At 37.5% G+C, this 16,221-nt stretch carries 15 protein-coding genes; 8 read left to right on the forward strand and 7 right to left on the reverse strand.

Translation table 11 applies throughout. The annotated features are described in order from the left end of the window. Nucleotides 1–73 precede the first annotated feature (73 nt). The 5 genes from Sdiek1_RS10040 (at nt 74) to Sdiek1_RS10060 (ending at nt 4,502) form a co-directional block, all read left to right on the forward strand. On the forward strand, nt 74–946 hold the full coding sequence (locus tag Sdiek1_RS10040; RefSeq protein WP_087438993.1) for a carbon-nitrogen hydrolase: 873 nt from the start codon (nt 74–76) through the stop codon (nt 944–946). A gap of 54 nt (nt 947–1,000) precedes the next feature. Next, nucleotides 1,001–2,875 (forward strand): AAA family ATPase, encoded by a 1,875-nt coding sequence (locus tag Sdiek1_RS10045; RefSeq protein WP_087438994.1) that lies wholly within the window; start codon nt 1,001–1,003, stop codon nt 2,873–2,875. A 129-nt stretch (nt 2,876–3,004) separates the two neighbouring features. Continuing rightward, nucleotides 3,005–3,745, forward strand: a complete 741-nt coding sequence (locus Sdiek1_RS10050) for a hypothetical protein (protein WP_087438995.1) — start codon at nt 3,005–3,007, stop codon at nt 3,743–3,745. Nucleotides 3,746–3,836: 91 nt separating this feature from the next. Continuing rightward, nucleotides 3,837–4,025: a hypothetical protein gene (locus tag Sdiek1_RS10055; protein WP_087438996.1), complete on the forward strand. Its 189-nt coding sequence runs from the start codon at nt 3,837–3,839 to the stop codon at nt 4,023–4,025. A 51-nt stretch (nt 4,026–4,076) separates the two neighbouring features. Further along, nucleotides 4,077–4,502 (forward strand): TOBE domain-containing protein, encoded by a 426-nt coding sequence (locus Sdiek1_RS10060; RefSeq protein ID WP_087438997.1) that lies wholly within the window; start codon nt 4,077–4,079, stop codon nt 4,500–4,502. Nucleotides 4,503–4,545: 43 nt separating this feature from the next. Here Sdiek1_RS10060 and Sdiek1_RS10065 read toward each other — a convergent pair whose 3' ends face one another. The 3 genes from Sdiek1_RS10065 to Sdiek1_RS10075 all read right to left on the reverse strand — a co-directional run bounded on the left by Sdiek1_RS10065 (nt 4,546) and on the right by Sdiek1_RS10075 (nt 7,417). Continuing rightward, a complete protein-coding gene (locus tag Sdiek1_RS10065; protein ID WP_087438998.1) occupies nt 4,546–5,115 on the reverse strand; it encodes an NUDIX domain-containing protein in 570 nt (189 codons plus the stop codon). A 3-nt stretch (nt 5,116–5,118) separates the two neighbouring features. Further along, nucleotides 5,119–6,081, reverse strand: a complete 963-nt coding sequence (corA, locus tag Sdiek1_RS10070; protein WP_087438999.1) for a magnesium/cobalt transporter CorA — start codon at nt 6,079–6,081, stop codon at nt 5,119–5,121. A 163-nt stretch (nt 6,082–6,244) separates the two neighbouring features. After that, nucleotides 6,245–7,417 carry a peptidoglycan DD-metalloendopeptidase family protein gene (locus tag Sdiek1_RS10075; protein WP_087439000.1) on the reverse strand — a complete coding sequence of 391 codons (1,173 nt, stop codon included), beginning with the start codon at nt 7,415–7,417 and terminating at the stop codon, nt 6,245–6,247. A gap of 270 nt (nt 7,418–7,687) precedes the next feature. On the opposite strand from Sdiek1_RS10075, the gene Sdiek1_RS10080 reads away from it, so the two are divergent. The 3 genes from Sdiek1_RS10080 to Sdiek1_RS10090 are packed head-to-tail and all read left to right on the forward strand — an operon-like array spanning nt 7,688 to nt 10,557. After that, nucleotides 7,688–8,383, forward strand: a complete 696-nt coding sequence (locus Sdiek1_RS10080) for a plasminogen-binding N-terminal domain-containing protein (protein WP_238098934.1) — start codon at nt 7,688–7,690, stop codon at nt 8,381–8,383. Further along, nucleotides 8,374–9,753: an FAD-linked oxidase C-terminal domain-containing protein gene (locus tag Sdiek1_RS10085; protein ID WP_087439001.1), complete on the forward strand. Its 1,380-nt coding sequence runs from the start codon at nt 8,374–8,376 to the stop codon at nt 9,751–9,753. The genes Sdiek1_RS10080 and Sdiek1_RS10085 overlap by 10 nt, the downstream gene beginning before the upstream one ends. After that, nucleotides 9,754–10,557, forward strand: coding sequence for a YihY family inner membrane protein (locus tag Sdiek1_RS10090; RefSeq protein WP_087439002.1), 804 nt, complete (start codon nt 9,754–9,756; stop codon nt 10,555–10,557). Here the strand turns inward: Sdiek1_RS10090 and Sdiek1_RS10095 are convergent. The 4 genes from Sdiek1_RS10095 to Sdiek1_RS10110 form a co-directional block, all read right to left on the reverse strand. Further along, entirely contained in the window at nt 10,519–11,784 is a 1,266-nt protein-coding gene (locus Sdiek1_RS10095; protein ID WP_087439003.1) for a ComEC/Rec2 family competence protein, read from the reverse strand. The two genes, Sdiek1_RS10090 and Sdiek1_RS10095, sit on opposite strands and share 39 nt — an antisense overlap. After that, nucleotides 11,784–13,214, reverse strand: coding sequence for a replicative DNA helicase (locus tag Sdiek1_RS10100; RefSeq protein ID WP_087439004.1), 1,431 nt, complete (start codon nt 13,212–13,214; stop codon nt 11,784–11,786). The genes Sdiek1_RS10095 and Sdiek1_RS10100 overlap by 1 nt, the downstream gene beginning before the upstream one ends. Beyond that, nucleotides 13,211–14,275 carry a flavodoxin-dependent (E)-4-hydroxy-3-methylbut-2-enyl-diphosphate synthase gene (gene ispG / locus Sdiek1_RS10105; protein WP_087439005.1) on the reverse strand — a complete coding sequence of 355 codons (1,065 nt, stop codon included), beginning with the start codon at nt 14,273–14,275 and terminating at the stop codon, nt 13,211–13,213. Before ispG ends, Sdiek1_RS10100 begins: the two co-directional genes overlap by 4 nt. Before the next feature lie 109 nt (nt 14,276–14,384). Beyond that, nucleotides 14,385–16,220, reverse strand: coding sequence for a primosomal protein N' (locus Sdiek1_RS10110; protein WP_087439006.1), 1,836 nt, complete (start codon nt 16,218–16,220; stop codon nt 14,385–14,387). Between the last annotated feature and the right edge of the window lies 1 nt (nt 16,221).

Raw genomic sequence — 16,221 nt, forward strand, 5'->3', positions numbered from 1 at the left:
GTAAGTTAAAACGTATTAAAACCTTATTAATGTAGAATAAGTTATTCAAAATAACTCCTATGAGGTGGATTTTATGAAAGTCGGACTCATCCAACATGCCGTCGAAAGTACCAAAGAAAAAACCATTCAAAGAACCGTTTCGCTCATCCAAACAGCAGCCATTGAAGGAGCACAGCTCGTCGTACTGCAAGAGCTTCACCAAGATCGCTACTTTTGCATTAACGAAGATGTTGCTTGTTTTGACCTTGCAAGTTCGTGGGAAGCTGACATCGCTTTTTGGTCAAATGTCGCTAAAGAGAACAATGTTGTTTTAGTCACCTCTCTTTTTGAAAAGCGTTCCGCTGGTCTTTATCATAACACCGCCGTTGTCTTTGAAAAAGATGGTACGATCGCAGGGAAATACCGCAAAATGCACATCCCTGATGACCCAGGCTTTTACGAGAAATTTTACTTCACTCCAGGCGATACAGGTTACTCCCCCATTCAAACCAGTGTCGGAAAACTCGGTCTTCTCGTCTGTTGGGATCAATGGTATCCCGAAGCAGCACGTTTGATGGCGCTTAAAGGCGCTGACATGCTCATCTACCCCACAGCCATTGGTTGGTTCGATGAAGACATGGAAGATGAACAACGAAGGCAATGTGACGCATGGGAGACCATCCAAAGAGGTCACGCCATCGCCAATGGTTTACCCGTCATCAGTGTCAACCGTGTCGGCAAAGAAGAAGACAATCACGGCGTGTTAGATGGCATCCGATTTTGGGGCAACTCCTTTGTTGCAGGCCCACAAGGTGAAATCATCGCACGCGCCAGTCACGATGAAGAAGAGATACTCATCGTCGATGTGGACTTAGCCCGAGGCGAACACGTCAGACGCATCTGGCCGTTTTTACGTGACCGCAGAATTGAGACTTACGGGGATTTGACGAAACGATTTATCGACTAAAACCTTTTTACATGTAAAGATTTTTGACTTTACATGTAAACCTTTGGAGTATGCATGGAACTGGTTTATTTGTGGATTGAGAAGTATAAAAATATCAAAGAACAAGGGTTTAATTTTTCACTTAGGTTTACATGTAAATACGAAAATGACATATTTACTATTCATAGAAAAGAACCTAAACCTATCACTGTTTTTCCTGAAAATATCAATATCACGGCAATTGTCGGGGAAAATGGGAGTGGAAAGAGTAGTTTATTTAAAAGTATCCTTCAATCTATTAAGTATCCTGTTAAACCAACTAATCCATCTGGTACAATTCAACCTGATTTACACATTGATGGGCTAATACCATGCTTCCTTATTGTTGAAATAGAAGAAAAATTATACTATATAAATAACACTAAAAAAGATATATCTTTTGAGGATTGTAATGAAATTCAAAAGAATAAGATAGGAGCTTATTCTATTTATGTGAATTATATGCTAGATTCTTTAAAAGATGATGCTAGCGAAACGTGGGTTGATAATTACTACTATCGACACGATAATTACGCTACACCTATTTTACTAGAACCAAATAAGAAGAATAATCAAATAGACTTAAACACTATAGACTATCTGATGGCACAACGGTTTGATTGGCAATTTTTAACAGGTCAAACGCATGAAGTAATTCGAAAGTTTTTCCATCCAACACATGTATTAATTAATGCAGATACAGAAAAATTAAAATCAAAATTGAAAAAACTTCGTGTAGGGATAAGATTTAAACATCCTATTATAGGAGCTTTAACTTTTAAGGATGCACTCCTAGAAAATATGACTATTGAAAAGTTAGAGGTAATATTCGAGCAATTTGTTCAAAATTCAGAAAAACAAATAGATGAATTTTTTAATAACTGTAATTATTCAGCCATTAATAAACTTTATTTTGTCCTTAAAATTTTATTAAATGAGGGGTTAACTAATATTCCAATTTGGAGACAGTTAGTAAAGATGATTCTAGATAGCAATACTCAACAAGATATTCTCATGTCATTGATCACTATTGTAGACACACAAGGAATGCAAACAATATATAATGAACTCGAAGATCTTTCGGAATTAACATTTTCAACAAAAGATAAATTGCGCTATTGCGTACGTTTTCAAGAAATAGAAAATACTATTCAAAAAAAAGACATAATAGCTAATATAGAAATCATTCAAAAAGAAAATACAACTCAAAGTAAAAGGCTTTTAGCATATCCTATGTGGATAACAAAAACTTATTTTGAAGGTGATCCAACGAAAAATGGGAAATCCTTAGACAAATTAAGTAGCGGGGAAAAAACTTATCTAAAATTTTTGATGATGATGGCATATGAAATAGAACAAATTCGAACCAAAAAAGATGATGGAGGAAATAAAATCTACCATACTATGAATTTCTTTTTAGATGAAGTTGAATTTTCGATGCATCCAAATTGGCAAAAAAGGTTATTGAAAAATATTGTTGATTTATTAAAGCCTATAGATTTAGACTTTAATATCATGCTAGCATCACATTCTCCATTTTTGCTTTCAGATATTCCAAAAGAAAATGTAATATTTTTAAAAGATGGCAAACAAGATAATCCAGATATACCACAAACTTTTGGAGCAAATATTCACACTCTACTCTCTCATGGTTTTTTTTATGAAAGAGGGGCTGATGGGCGAATTTGCGAAAGAAAAAAATCAATAATGCCATTAAATATCTTGATAAGAAAAAAACTTACAAAGAAAGAAATAGCTTATTGTGAAAACATTATCTCAATTATCGGAGAACCCATTTTAAAATCAACACTTCAAGCTATGTTATTTTCCAAAGAAACAAAATTAGAGAAGCTAAAACGACAAAAAAGAAGAGCTAGAAAAAGCTATCAAACTAGAAAAAGAGAAAGCTAAGTCCAATGAGAAAAATTTGATTTATCTTGCTTAGATTTAAAAGAATATTTAAAAACCATCAACGTTACTGCAATCAAAAGTGCTCTAACAAACCATAAATACAAATCTATTGTAGATAATATTGAAGAGATGATTACAGCCAATATAAATGATATTGAAACAAAGTATTTAAACTTTTGCGATGGTTTTTCAAAGATCGAAAGAAAAGAAGTAGAAAATGCTTTTGATTATTCTGGGTATAGAGAAAACAAAGATTTTATGGAACACTTTAAAAAGTTAGATCTGAAAAGTTGCCCATTTTGCAATAATAACTATATCTACTTTTATACCAAAGGCGATGGTAAAGTAAATACTTTAGCGACATTGGAACACTATTATCCAAAAGCTAAACACCCTCATCTTTCCCTCTCTTTTTTCAATCTTATACCATCATGCAGTACGTGCAATAGCAAATTCAAAGGAAGAAAAAAGCATGAAGGAAAAATCGTTCATCCTTACTATGACGACTTCGATACAAATGCAACATTTAGCGTTAATGTGAAGAGTTTAGGAGGAATTACAAGCGATATTGAATTAGAAGTCAATTTAACGACAAGTGATGATAAATGCAAGGCTTCAATAGACCGATTTCAATTGGATACAATCTACAAAAAACATAATGACATAGCAAAAGAGATTTGGAATAAAGCACAAGTTTATAATGAAGATAGAATCCAAGAGTTATACGATAGTTTTTATAAAGACTTAGGATATTCAAAGGAAGAAGTAAAAAATTTCGTATTTTGTAATTATCTACATACAAAAGATATTCATAAAAGAAATCACTCAAAACTTACCAAAGACATCTTAGAGCAATTAGAGATTATTTAATTTCATTAATTGATGAAAAACAAATCATCTTATCGTTATGTTTTTATAAATACTACGGTACAATATCCTTAATTTATTGAGGAGTATTAAGATGAGTGAAGTTTATTCTATCTTTTTATCAGCCGTTTTCTCAAGTTTTATCGTTACGACGGGCATTATTGCGGTTATTGGGAGTATCTATTACCTAACGTATAAATGTTTTGCCTCGTATATTTCCTTTGACAAGATTGCACAAGCTGAGCGACAATCAAGAGTAAAAAAACATACCGTTAGCAATTGACATTACATAACACTTAGTGACATACTTTTAATAAATATCAAGGAGCATGTTATGAAAATCAGTGCAAGAAATCAAATTACGGGGAAAGTAGCAGAGATTAAAAATGGCCCTGTGAACAGTGAAATTGTTGTTGCAACTAAAGGTGGCGATAAAATCGTTTCTGTCATTACGCATGGTGCTGTTGAGTCATTGGGTTTAAAAGTTGGTTCTGAAGCCCTCTGTATTTTTAAAGCACAAAGTGTTCTTCTTGCAAAAGCAGATATCGCGTTAGCGGTTAGTGCTCGCAATAAAATCAAAGGCACGGTAACTGAGATCAAAGATGGCGCTGTGAATTGTGAAGTCATCCTCTCTACTCCTGCTGGCTTAACCGTTACAGCCATCGTGACGGAAGATGCAAAAAAAGAGCTTTCACTTGCTAAAGGCGATAGCGTTTATGCCATCATCAAAGCTTCAAGCATTTTAGTAGGCGCAAACTAAATCGTAAGCAAACCCCTTTGTGGGGTTTGCTTTACATGTAAAACTATTTTTCGTAATTTTTAAAATACCACATCAATGCAAACATCAAACCTGAAGTGGTCGCAATACTCTCATCAAACATAAATTCAAGTGTTTCATCGCGTTTGAGGTAAATGACTTCGATATTTTCATTTTCTATACCACCACCTTCACTCACTTTCATGCTGTCATCCAAAATTGCATAGTAAAGCGTTTGCCTGCCTCCTGCAAAACCAACGGCAGTATAAAAAGACGATATTTTGTCAAGTTTATCAAGAGGAACATCGTAACCCGTCTCTTCCAATACTTCTTCTTTAGCAATTTCGATAAGACTTTTATCTTTATCAACAATACCAGCACACAGTTCATAGGTAAAACCATCATGATTTTTAACATAGATAGAAGGACGAAACTGTTTTACAAAGACAAACGAATCCAAATCTTTGTGGTACAAAAGAATGGCAACACTGTTATGCGTATCGACGATATCCCAGCGCTTTTCTACACTATTGTGCAGATAGTACATACTTTTAGGTTTAATATAATCTGAGTGCAGACACTCTTCAACTTTAAGTACCTCAATGGTATGTTTCATCGCCTAAATCCACCCTTTTTTCTTAAAGTACAAGATCGGTGTTACGGCTGAGAGAACCATCAAAATAAGCGAAAAGGCATATCCATAATCCCAATGAAGCTCTGGTAAAATCTCAAAGTTCATCCCATAAATACTCGCAATCAACGTTGGTGGTAAAAAGATAACGTTCATAATGGTAAAGATTTTGATGACTTTATTTTGCTCAATGTTCAAAACACCCAAGAAGATATTTTGCAAGTAATCGAGCCTTTCAAAGTTAAACTCAATGTAATCAATCAACGATTTAATATCTTTAAGCATAATGACAATATCGGCGCGAAGAGCGCTGTCATCGTATTTGTTTGATTTAATAAATGCGGTTAAGATGCGTTGTTTATCCATCAGGTTTTCACGGATATTCATATTTAAATCTTCAAAAGAAGAGATTTTTTCCAACATCTCAGCATCATCATTCGTATAGTCTGTAAAAACGTGTTTACGCAAGCGCGTAATATCTTTAGAGAGTTTTTCAATAACATCCGCATCGGCATCAATCCTGATGTCGATGAGTTGTGAAAAGATATAATACCCATTTTTAAATTCTCGAGGAGCATAGTAAAAACGCTTGCTAAATTCATCAAAAGTTTTCAACTCTTTATAACGAATAGAGATAAGTACATTGCCTTGTAAAATAAATGAAACCGTCTCATTGTGCGCATTTTCATCTTCTGAGATCAAGAAAAAACTGTTAATCTCAATCTTCTTGTCCTCTTCCCAGTAACGTGAAGATATCTCAATCTCTTCACTCTCTTGCTTTGTAGGGAAATCTATACCAAAGGTCTTTTCAACAAAAGAGATCTCTTCAGAGCTAGGTAAAAGCATGTCAAGCCAAACAACTTTGCTCTTTTTATCTTCATTGCCATCGAATTCGCTCAGATCGGTAATGACTTCTAATTTATTACTATTTTTAAAAAAACATTTTATCATGGTAGACTCTTTTTTTGATCATTTTGTCATTATTTTTAGGCAAAACCCAAAATCTAAGCTGTTATGGCTTTAACACTTACCTTCAAAAAGGTTAAAAGCTATCGCCATTTTGCAAGAAATTTATTTTATCGCAAAATAGTTTCATTTTGTTTACATGTAAAGACTAACTCGAACTTTTCTCAAGAGGCGAAGAAAGATTAAAATTCTCCTCTCTCTGTGGCGCTGTTTCGTTTTCCAAAGCACTTTCAACTTTTTTTCTAAGCTCCGTAGTATAATCTATAAAAGCTTTAAGTTCATGCCCACTCAATGCACTTTTCGCTAGTTTAACCACACTCGCTGGATCAATCGCTACATTATTGCGGTAGAGACCAAAATGGAGATGCGGACCAGTGCTCAGTCCTGTATTACCCACATAAGCAATCACTTGACCTTGTTTGACGCTCTGTCCACCACGAAGCCCTTTTGCAAAGCCATTAAGGTGTCCATAAAGCGTTTTAAAACTACTATCATGGTTGATTTCAATCGTATTGCCATATCCACCTTTTTCACCGACAAACAAAACTTTTCCATTGCCTGCTGCTTTAACGGGAGTGCCTACGCTTGCAGCATAATCTATACCTAAATGTGCACGGTACTTCTGTAAAATAGGATGCCAACGCATTTGGGTAAAGGGAGAAGAAATACGCGTGTAATTCACAGGATTGGAGAGTAAAAAGCTATCTAATTCTTGCCCTTTTGGATCATAATAGTTTTCTTTATAAAAATAAATATAGTTTTTCTTTTTCGCTGTTTCAACCATGGAAACATTGATTTTAAGAGAACCAAACAGTTTGCCAAGTCGCCTTTTTTGCTCATACAGCAAGACCAGTTTATCACCTTTTTGAAGATTGCGAAGATTGACTTCACCTCTAAAAGACTGGGAAAATTCATTGGCTAACGCATAGCTATTGGTTGCATTTAAGATATCAACATACGGAGAATTATGAATTTCAATCGCTAAGGTACGCTTTTCATTTTGAAGAATGATGGGAATAATCTCCATCACAAATTTGTCATCTTTCTTCTTGATGTGCATTTGGAGTTCTTCACCAATAGGAATTAGAACTTGCTCTAGCTGATTGTCTTCACTTTTAAGAACATAGTATTTAACCCCTGCCACAATCTCAGCTGCAAGTTCTTGTTCTTCTTTATCTAATGTATAATAAATCGATGATGGTAAATGGTTTCTATCCAAAAATGAGAGAAATGTTTCACCCTTAGGCCACTTCAGCTCTTCCACAGAAGAAGCTGACATAAACGATAAAAAAAGTAATAATAATGATAGAATTTTAGCCATTCTTCCCCCTAGTTCTTTTTCGATTTTATCTGAACAAATCTTACAAAATGCCTAAAACACTTCACTTGCAAAAAAGAAGTTTTTTTAAAACAGTTATAGTATAATCCCTATTATAAAAATAAAAGGGGTGTCATGTACCCTTCAAGGAGTTCCCGTTGAACAAGCTATTTTTGGTTGTGTGTCTATTTTTGTTTGGTTCTTTTGCAGAGGCCCAATCTTTTTTTTAAAGAGTATAAAACGAATGTTTTAGAATCAAATGAGAAACAAATAGTGATTACTGATTCTCCCGAATTTGTCGTTGGTGCGAGTGGTGTTGTCAGCCATAAATTTGATGCAACACATGCAACGATTATTGCGCGAGTTGATGTTGTCAGTAAAGATGGTACTAAAGCTGTTTTAAACATTGAAAAATTTGAGATGCTTTCCCAAGGTGCTTTCCCCGATACAGGTGTCAAGCCAGCTGCGGGAGATACAGTCATCATTAACTATCTTTATGACCGTGCGCTTATCATTACACCAAACCAAAATGTTTATAATGAAGTCACTAAAAATTTTGACACAATCACATGGATTCATCCTGATATCGTTGCTGCCTATTTAGCAAAACTGTATCGTCCAAATCCAGATAAAAAGATCTTTCAACAAGCATGTTATCAAAATGCTGCATCAATCATTTTCTTTGGTATTGAGAACAAAGGCTTTTTTGTCGATTGTCATAATTTTCATATTGTTCAAAGCATTGATATTAAAAGCAGCGGTGAAACGATGCTTCCTTTTTATTCACGTATCAATAAACAAATTGACTCCTCTTGGTTTAATTGGAGCAGTGGAAAAATTGCAGAATATGACAATTATTATGCGTATCTCTTAGGTCAAACCAATACACTAAAAGGTGCTGGAATTGATGGTATTCTTATAAAATTACCATTTGATGTTGTAGAAAGAAAAGACTCACTATGGAAATAAAACACATTGACTATTTTAAAACTCTTTTGGGAAACGACAATGTTTTTGATGATAAAGCGCACCTAATCGCTTATTGTTATGATGCAACACGTACACGTTATCAGCCTGATGCCGTACTTTTTCCTCGCGATGAGCAAGATGTCAGTGACATTTTAAAATACTGTAATGAGCACCGCATTATCATCACACCCAGAGGGGCTGGAAGTGGCTTTACAGGCGGCGCATTGCCTGCAAATGGGGGCATTATATTAGCCTTTGAAAAACACATGAACAAAATCTTAGAAATTGACATGGAAAATATGGTTGCCGTCGTGCAACCTGGTGTCATCAATATGCACTTGCAAAAAACAGTTGAAGCACAAGGTCTTTTTTATCCGCCAGATCCTGCTAGTGAAGAATACTCAACCATCGGCGGCAATGTCAGTGAAAATGCAGGTGGTATGCGTGCAGCAAAATATGGGATTACCAAAGATTACGTGATGGCGTTGCGTGCTGTTTTACCAAATGGTGAGATTATTCGTGCGGGAAAACGTACCATTAAAGACGTTGCAGGGTATAACATTGCAGGTATTCTTATCGCTAGTGAAGGTACATTAGCGTGTATTACCGAAATCACCCTTAAGTTGATTGCTAAACCTAAAATGTCTCAAACAGCCATGGGTATTTTTCCCAGTGTTGAAGATGCAATGAACGCTGTGTATAAAACGATGGCCGCAGGTGTTACGCCTGTAGCGATGGAATTTCTAGACAATCTTTCCATTAATGCGGTTGAGCAAAAATTCAATAAAGGCTTGCCAAAAGATGCTGGTGCTATTTTAATCACCGATGTTGATGGCAATACACAAGAAGAGCTTACACAACAACTGGATATCATTGAAAAAGCATTTGCCGAAAATGGATGCAGTGGATTTAAACGAGCAGAAAGTGCAGAAGAGTCTAAAAACCTCTGGTTTGCTAGACGCAATGCCAGTCAGTCTATTACGATTTACGGTAGTAAAAAACTCAATGAAGACATCACCGTTCCCCGTAGCAAACTTCCTGCACTGCTTAAAGCCATTGGTGAAGTTTCAAAAAAATACAACGTTACCGTACCATGTTTTGGACACACAGGTGATGGCAATGTTCACACCAACGTCATGGTAGATGGCAGTGATCCTAAGCAACTTGAGATCGGGCACCAAGCCATCGAAGAAATCTTTAAAGCAACCGTTACATTGGGTGGAACTTTGAGTGGTGAGCATGGTATAGGACTGAGTAAAGCACCATTTATGCACTTAGCCTTTAGTGATGCAGAGATGGAACTTTTCCGCTCTGTCAAAAAAGCATTCGATCCAAATAATATCTTAAACCCATCTAAAATGGGACTTTAATTGTTAAGCACTAAAAATTGTGTTGAATTTTTCAGGAAACTAAGAGACGTAGAACTTGCGCACTACGCCTCTTCCCTTAGTTTTCACACGATTTTAGCGCTGATCCCCATTTTACTCATCACCTTTAGCATTTTTACAAAAATGCCTCTTTTTGAGGTTTACTATGAAAAGCTTCAAGGTTTTATTTTTAGCTCGCTCATTCCAACGCAACAAGATGTGATGATTGGCTATTTACGAGATTTTATTGCTAATACAAGCAATATGGGTGTGGTAGGTATTATTTTTGTACTCTACATCTCCATCATGTTCTTTTTAGACTATGAAAAAATCGTGAGCAAAATCTTCGAAATTCCCTCACGAGGTTTTTGGGAAGCGCTCTCAACCTACTGGACAATGGTCACGCTGATGCCTCTTGGGCTCATCATCTTTTTTTACAGTTCTGCGGTGGTGCAAGAATTATTAGAAAAAAATGTTATGACCAATTCCATCAATTTAGTGCGTTTTTCACCCTATTTTATCATCTGGCTTTTGTATTTCATTATGTATTTCATCTCCGCTAAAACAAAAATTCACCTCAAAAGCGCCCTACTTTCTTCTTTTGTCGCTTCACTCTTTTGGTATGTGTCTAAAATTCTTTTTGTTTATTATGTCACTTACAACAAAACCTATCTGAGCATTTATGGCTCTTTTAGTATCCTGCTTTTTTTCTTTTTATGGATTTATTTTTCATGGTTTATCTATCTGTATGGTTTAAAATTCTGCTTCTTATTGAATGAAAAAGAGACTGAGAAAAGCAAAGCCTAAACAGGCATAGAGTGCTTGTTTATAACGTATAGCCATGAGTGAAACACCTACGTATAACACCAAAATCCACCACGGAAAACTCAGTAAGTAACTTTGTGTATTGACATGTAAAAAATCAAGTAAGTAGCCATCTAAAATTCCTCCTAAATGGATTACATGTAAAAATACGCCCAATGGATAAAATACAATAAACACCAAACTAGAAATCGGTGAGGTCAGCTGTAAAAAGGTAAATACTGGAAAAAATATATGCACGATTGGCACCATTAAAAGAAACACTCCTAGATCAATCATGCTGAGCAATACCCAGCGATTGAGACTTTCAAAATGGTGCAAAAAAAAGAAAAAGGTAAAAAAACACCTGCAACCGAGAAACCAAAAAGAGAGTGAAAAAATAAGCGCTGGAAAGAGAGCTAAAAGCCCAAGGGATGTCAGTCCTAGCATCTCATACGAAAGCACTTTAATACCTCTGGAATAGAAAATAAAGCCTAAAACACTCATCGCAAACGCTCTCAAAAAAGAAGGTACAAAATCAATCACAACCATATACACAAATAAAACGACCAACACCACCATCGTCAAATCAGCCGTAAGATTTCGGTATGGGAAATAGCGGCTTTGAAAAAATTGATAGAGTGGTTTTAAAAAGAAAAAAAGTAGAAAGGAAATCACGCCTACATTGTAGCCACTAATGGCAATCAAATGCGAAATCCCCCACTTCTGGACTTCATCACGAAGTTCTTTAGAGATAGGCGTGGCAAAAAGTAGTGTTTTATAGAGTTCTGCTATCTTTTCATTGTCATGTTGATGCTCGATCCAGCGATAGAGTGGCTTTACATCGAACGGTGGGTCATCTTCGTAGATTTCATACAACGCTAAAGAAGGGGCAAAAAAACCTTTGAGGTAGTCTAAAAAGGTGACTTTATCCACTTTGAGTTTCACCTTCACACGGCTTTTGAGAGGTATGGATGTAACACGCCATGACGTCGTATAAACTTCCGCGCCAGTTCCATCGAGTTTGAGCTTGAAAACGTCGTACGTTCGCCCTTTTTCATTCATTTTAGTGTAATGATTCTGTACCGTCGCTGTGTTTACATGTAAAGTATTTTTGGTAAGTTCTTTGAACTGATAAAATTCAATCAACAGGGAGATAAACGCAATGCAAAGCACCACTGCAACTGTCAGAAAAAATTCCTTTTTGCTGACAAAGAGTGGTACGCTTAACATTAAAGTGCAGGCATACTGATTTTCGCCTCTTTGGTATCCAAACTGGCTTCTTTATAGACAATTTCAATTGGTATTTTGCCACCGCCATCGACAAAGCGCGTACACGCTTTTTGGAAAACAAGATTGGCAACACCTACTGGTCCATTTCTGTTTTTACCCACAATGACTTCGGCAAGCTCTTCAGGTTTTTCAAAGAAGTTACTCTTGTACTCTTTACCTTCTGTTCGTGCTTTTTGCTCTTTTTCTTTCTCTTCACGAATGCGGTAGACATCATCGCGGTAAACAAACAAGATCATATCGGCATCTTGCTCAATCGCACCCGATTCTCTTAGATCGCTCAGCATTGGGCGTTTATCACTCCTACTTTCAAGTCCACGGTTTAACTGAGAAAGGGCGATAATTGGAATGTTCAATTCACGTGCTAAAAGCTTTAATCCACGGCTAATATCACTGACTTCTAAGTGACGATCTTTATTGCCCGCTGAGTTCATCAACTGCAAGTAGTCAATAATCGCCATCGATATTTCAGGATGTTGGCTTTTAAGTTTACGAAGCTTTGCGCGCACTTTATGAATATCCACAGAGCCGTTATCGTCCACAAAAAATTTGCGCTTGCTCATCTCATCAGCCGCACTCGTAAGTCTTCCCCACTGCTCATCACTCATATCACCTACTTTGAGCTTTTGAAGCGGTATAGAGGTTTTAGCACTTAGCATCCTCAGCATCAACTGCTCTGCTGGCATTTCGAGTGAAAAGATCGCAACACCACGACTGTGATCGAGTGCATTTTGTGCCAAGTTAAGACAAAATGCTGTTTTACCCATTGCAGGACGCGCCGCAACGATAACAAGGTCACCCTCTCCAAAACCAGAGGTGAGACGATTGAGCTCAGCAAACCCTGTATCGACACCTATGACTCCTGAATTGCCACGCTTTTTCATCTCATGAATGTGCGCGATGGTCGCATGCGTCATTTCAGGCGATTCACGAAACTCTTTACTTCCATTCTCTTGTGTAATCTGATAGAGCTTTTGTTGTACCAGATCCACCACTTCATTCGAAGGTAAATCTTTCTCAACGGCAATCTCTTTGATGTCACTGGTGAGTTGCACCAACTCACGTTTGATTGCTTTTTCACGAATCTCTTCGACATACGCTTTGGTGGCAGGAAGAGGATTTGTAGAGAGAATTTCCAACATCGCATCTTCATCAAAACGACCTAACTGATTGAGCTTTTTCTTGATAAATTCCTCATCAATCGGTAGATCTTCACGCTCGCATGCCTCCATCGCTTCGTAAATATAACGATGGCTGGGTAGATAAAAATCTTTCGCAGATATAACAGCAGCAATATCTTCAAACGTTGCTGGATTAAATAAAATCGAGCTTAAAACCGAACGCTCTATATTGACATTGTGCAGATTGTTCATGCTTTATACTCCTTGGCGGCAAGCTCAACGGCTTCTAAAAATTTATCGACAAGGTCTTCTTCTTTGAGTTTTGCAATGACTTCGCCTTTGACCATGACTAGTCCTTGCCCTTTTCCAAAAGCAATGGCGACATCGGCATGCTTGGCTTCGCCAATGGCATTGACCACACAACCCATGACTGAGATATTCAGAGGGACTTTGATGTGCTTTGTACGACGCTCAACTTCGGCGACAGCATTGACAAGATTGGCTTCTAAACGTCCGCAGGTTGGGCATGAAATGATATTGATACCTTCCGCTTCTACACCGCTATCTTTCAAAATAGCACGTCCGACTTTGATCTCTTCTTCAAGCTCTCCTGTAATAGAAACACGCATCGTATCGCCGATGCCATCAAGCAAAAGTGACCCTAAAGCAATGGAAGATTTGATCGTAGAGTGAAACAACGTTCCCGCTTCCGTAACACCAAGATGAAACGGATACTCCACTAAAGGGCGAAGCATACGGTACGCTTCAACGGTACGCGCAACATCACTTGCTTTTAAAGAGACTTTCATATTGGTAAAGCCCAAATCCTCAAGGTATTTGATGTTATACAGTGCCGATTCGACCATACCTTTTGCGGTAGGTCCATACTTTTCATCAAACTCTTTTTCTAAACTTCCGCTATTCACGCCAATACGAATGGGGATTTTTCGCTCATTGCACGCTTTAACGACCTCTTTAACGCGATCTTTGTTGCCAATATTGCCAGGGTTGATGCGAATACAATCGACCACTTCCGCAGCGATCAGTGCCAAACGGTAATTAAAGTGAATGTCTGCAACGATAGGTAACGTGGAGCGCTCTTTAATCGCTTTAAGGGCATGGGCATCATCGTAATCAGGCACTGCCACACGCACTATGTCACATCCTGCAAAATGAAGCCGTCTAATTTGCTCTACAGTTGCTTCCACATCATGGGTTTTTGAAAAGGTCATCGATTGGACAGGTATTTTGGCATTGCCACCGATGGGCACATTGCCGACAAAAATTTGTTTGGTTGGGTATCGTTTTATCATTTTTAAATCCAACATATAGTTTTAGAAGATTATACAACGAGTAGATTTAAGAACTAATGTTAAAAAATGCATCATTTTCATAAAACAAGTTTTATGAAGCTTTCTACATTTAAGAAAAAGATAACGGATCGATATCCGCTTCAACATGTAAGAGTTTCACAGCATGTGCAAATTCCAGTAACGCTTTGCTAGAATCACTGCGGGCTAAGAGTTCATAGCGGTATTTATTCGCGATTTTGGAGATGTTCGCTTTGCCAAAGCCCACCACTTCGACCTGCGGGAAGCTTTGTGCGATGAGAGCGACTTGGTCGATCAACGCTTTGGCTTTTTCATCTTTGACATGAGAACTCATGAGTCTGAGCATCTTTTTAAAAGGTGGATAAAGTCCTTTTCGAAACATCAATTCATCCTTTAAAAACTGCTCAAAATCACCCAAATACTGCTTGAAAAAATCACCGTTTTTACTTTGTATCAGCACTTCACCGTACCCTTTTCGCCCAGCTCGACCTGCGATTTGTAACACTAAGGCAAGTGTTTTTTCACGTGATCTAAAATCATTCATACCCAAAAGTGCATCAACCCCAAGAATGACGGCAAGTCCCACACCGTGGTAATCATGCCCTTTTGAGAGCATCTGAGTTCCCACCATAATGTCGATTTTATGCTCGTTAAAATCACTTAAAATCTCAGAAAGTTTTTTTTCTGTTCGTACTTCATCACGGTCAAACTGTTGCACAACATGCTCAGAAAAATGCTCGCTAAGCTTTTGACTCACTTCCGCCGTTCCCATGCGTGTTGCGACAATCTCTTCACACCCACATTTCGGACAAACTTTAGGAATGACTTCGGTGTAGTTGCAGTAGTGACATTTGAGCGCGTTCATATTATGGTGAAGACTCATTCCCACACTGCAAAACGGACACTCGACATTCGCGCCACAGTTTTTACATGTAATGTACTTAAAGTTCGCGCGTGTCGGTAAAAAGACGATGACTTGCTTGTGTGCATCGAGCGCTTTTTGAATCGCTTGCGTCATCCTAAAACTAAGTCCATGCTCACCATCATCGTACATGATGTAACTTTGAGACTCAAAAAAAGTGCCCTTAAGTCTAAAAGTTGGAATCTTATGAAAGCTCGTTAATGTCGGAGTCGCAGAGCCTAAAAGCACTTTACAGCCCAGCTTTTGTCCAAAAAGAAGTGCCAAATCTTTTGCATTGTAGCGAGGACGATTGCCTGACTTGTAGCTTTCATCATGCTCTTCATCCACAACAATCAACCCTAAGTGTTCTAATGGCAAGAAAAGCGCTGAACGTGTACCTGCAATGATGGAAATTTTGCCCTCTGCTAGGTCGCTCAGTATCTGCTCTTTTTTCTTTGCGCTGATTTTGGAATGCCAAATGGCAACGTGCGTTCCAAAATGATGCTTCAAACGGTTTTTCATCTGAGGTGTCAACCCGATTTCTGGAAGCAAAAAGATGGCTTGTTTGCCCTCATTGATGGTCTGTTCAAAGAGTTTCATATAGATTTCGGTTTTACCACTTCCCGTATCGCCAAAAAGCAGTGACATAGGATGCGCTTCAATAAAATCATATGCTTTTTGTTGTTCAGTGGAAAGTGTTATATCTATCGCAATTTTTTCGTTTACATGTAAAGCATTGTGAGTATACGGTACAAAAAGGCTTAGTGCTTCACCGAGTGAACAGACATAATACTCGGCGATAAAACGAGCGAGTTCAAGTGTTTTGGAAAGGTAAAAGGTTTTACATGTAAAAGAAATAGCTTCACACTCAAAAGAAGGTTTTTCAACCTCATCAACCACCACACCGTGCGTAGTTCGTTTGGAAAGTATGACTTCAACGACAGCCCCTAAAGGAAGCGACTGCTCCGACTGATAGGTTAAAGGCGAAAGCGGGGATTTTAAAAGAGCAATATGGTAGTAAAACACA

The organism is Sulfurospirillum diekertiae (assembly GCF_002162315.1).
GTDB lineage: Bacteria > Campylobacterota > Campylobacteria > Campylobacterales > Sulfurospirillaceae > Sulfurospirillum.

Excerpts from the sequence above, each read along its gene's own strand:
- Sdiek1_RS10040 (WP_087438993.1), top strand. The coding sequence starts at position 74 with ATGAAAGTCGGACTCATCCAACATGCCGTCGAAAGTACCAAAGAAAAA.
- Sdiek1_RS10045 (WP_087438994.1), top strand. The coding sequence starts at position 1,001 with ATGGAACTGGTTTATTTGTGGATTGAGAAGTATAAAAATATCAAAGAA.
- Sdiek1_RS10050 (WP_087438995.1), top strand. The coding sequence starts at position 3,005 with ATGATTACAGCCAATATAAATGATATTGAAACAAAGTATTTAAACTTT.
- Sdiek1_RS10055 (WP_087438996.1), top strand. The coding sequence starts at position 3,837 with ATGAGTGAAGTTTATTCTATCTTTTTATCAGCCGTTTTCTCAAGTTTT.
- Sdiek1_RS10060 (WP_087438997.1), top strand. The coding sequence starts at position 4,077 with ATGAAAATCAGTGCAAGAAATCAAATTACGGGGAAAGTAGCAGAGATT.
- Sdiek1_RS10065 (WP_087438998.1), bottom strand. The coding sequence starts at position 5,115 with ATGAAACATACCATTGAGGTACTTAAAGTTGAAGAGTGTCTGCACTCA.
- corA (WP_087438999.1), bottom strand. The coding sequence starts at position 6,081 with ATGATAAAATGTTTTTTTAAAAATAGTAATAAATTAGAAGTCATTACC.
- Sdiek1_RS10075 (WP_087439000.1), bottom strand. The coding sequence starts at position 7,417 with ATGGCTAAAATTCTATCATTATTATTACTTTTTTTATCGTTTATGTCA.
- Sdiek1_RS10085 (WP_087439001.1), top strand. The coding sequence starts at position 8,374 with ATGGAAATAAAACACATTGACTATTTTAAAACTCTTTTGGGAAACGAC.
- Sdiek1_RS10095 (WP_087439003.1), bottom strand. The coding sequence starts at position 11,784 with ATGTTAAGCGTACCACTCTTTGTCAGCAAAAAGGAATTTTTTCTGACA.
- Sdiek1_RS10100 (WP_087439004.1), bottom strand. The coding sequence starts at position 13,214 with ATGAACAATCTGCACAATGTCAATATAGAGCGTTCGGTTTTAAGCTCG.
- ispG (WP_087439005.1), bottom strand. The coding sequence starts at position 14,275 with ATGATAAAACGATACCCAACCAAACAAATTTTTGTCGGCAATGTGCCC.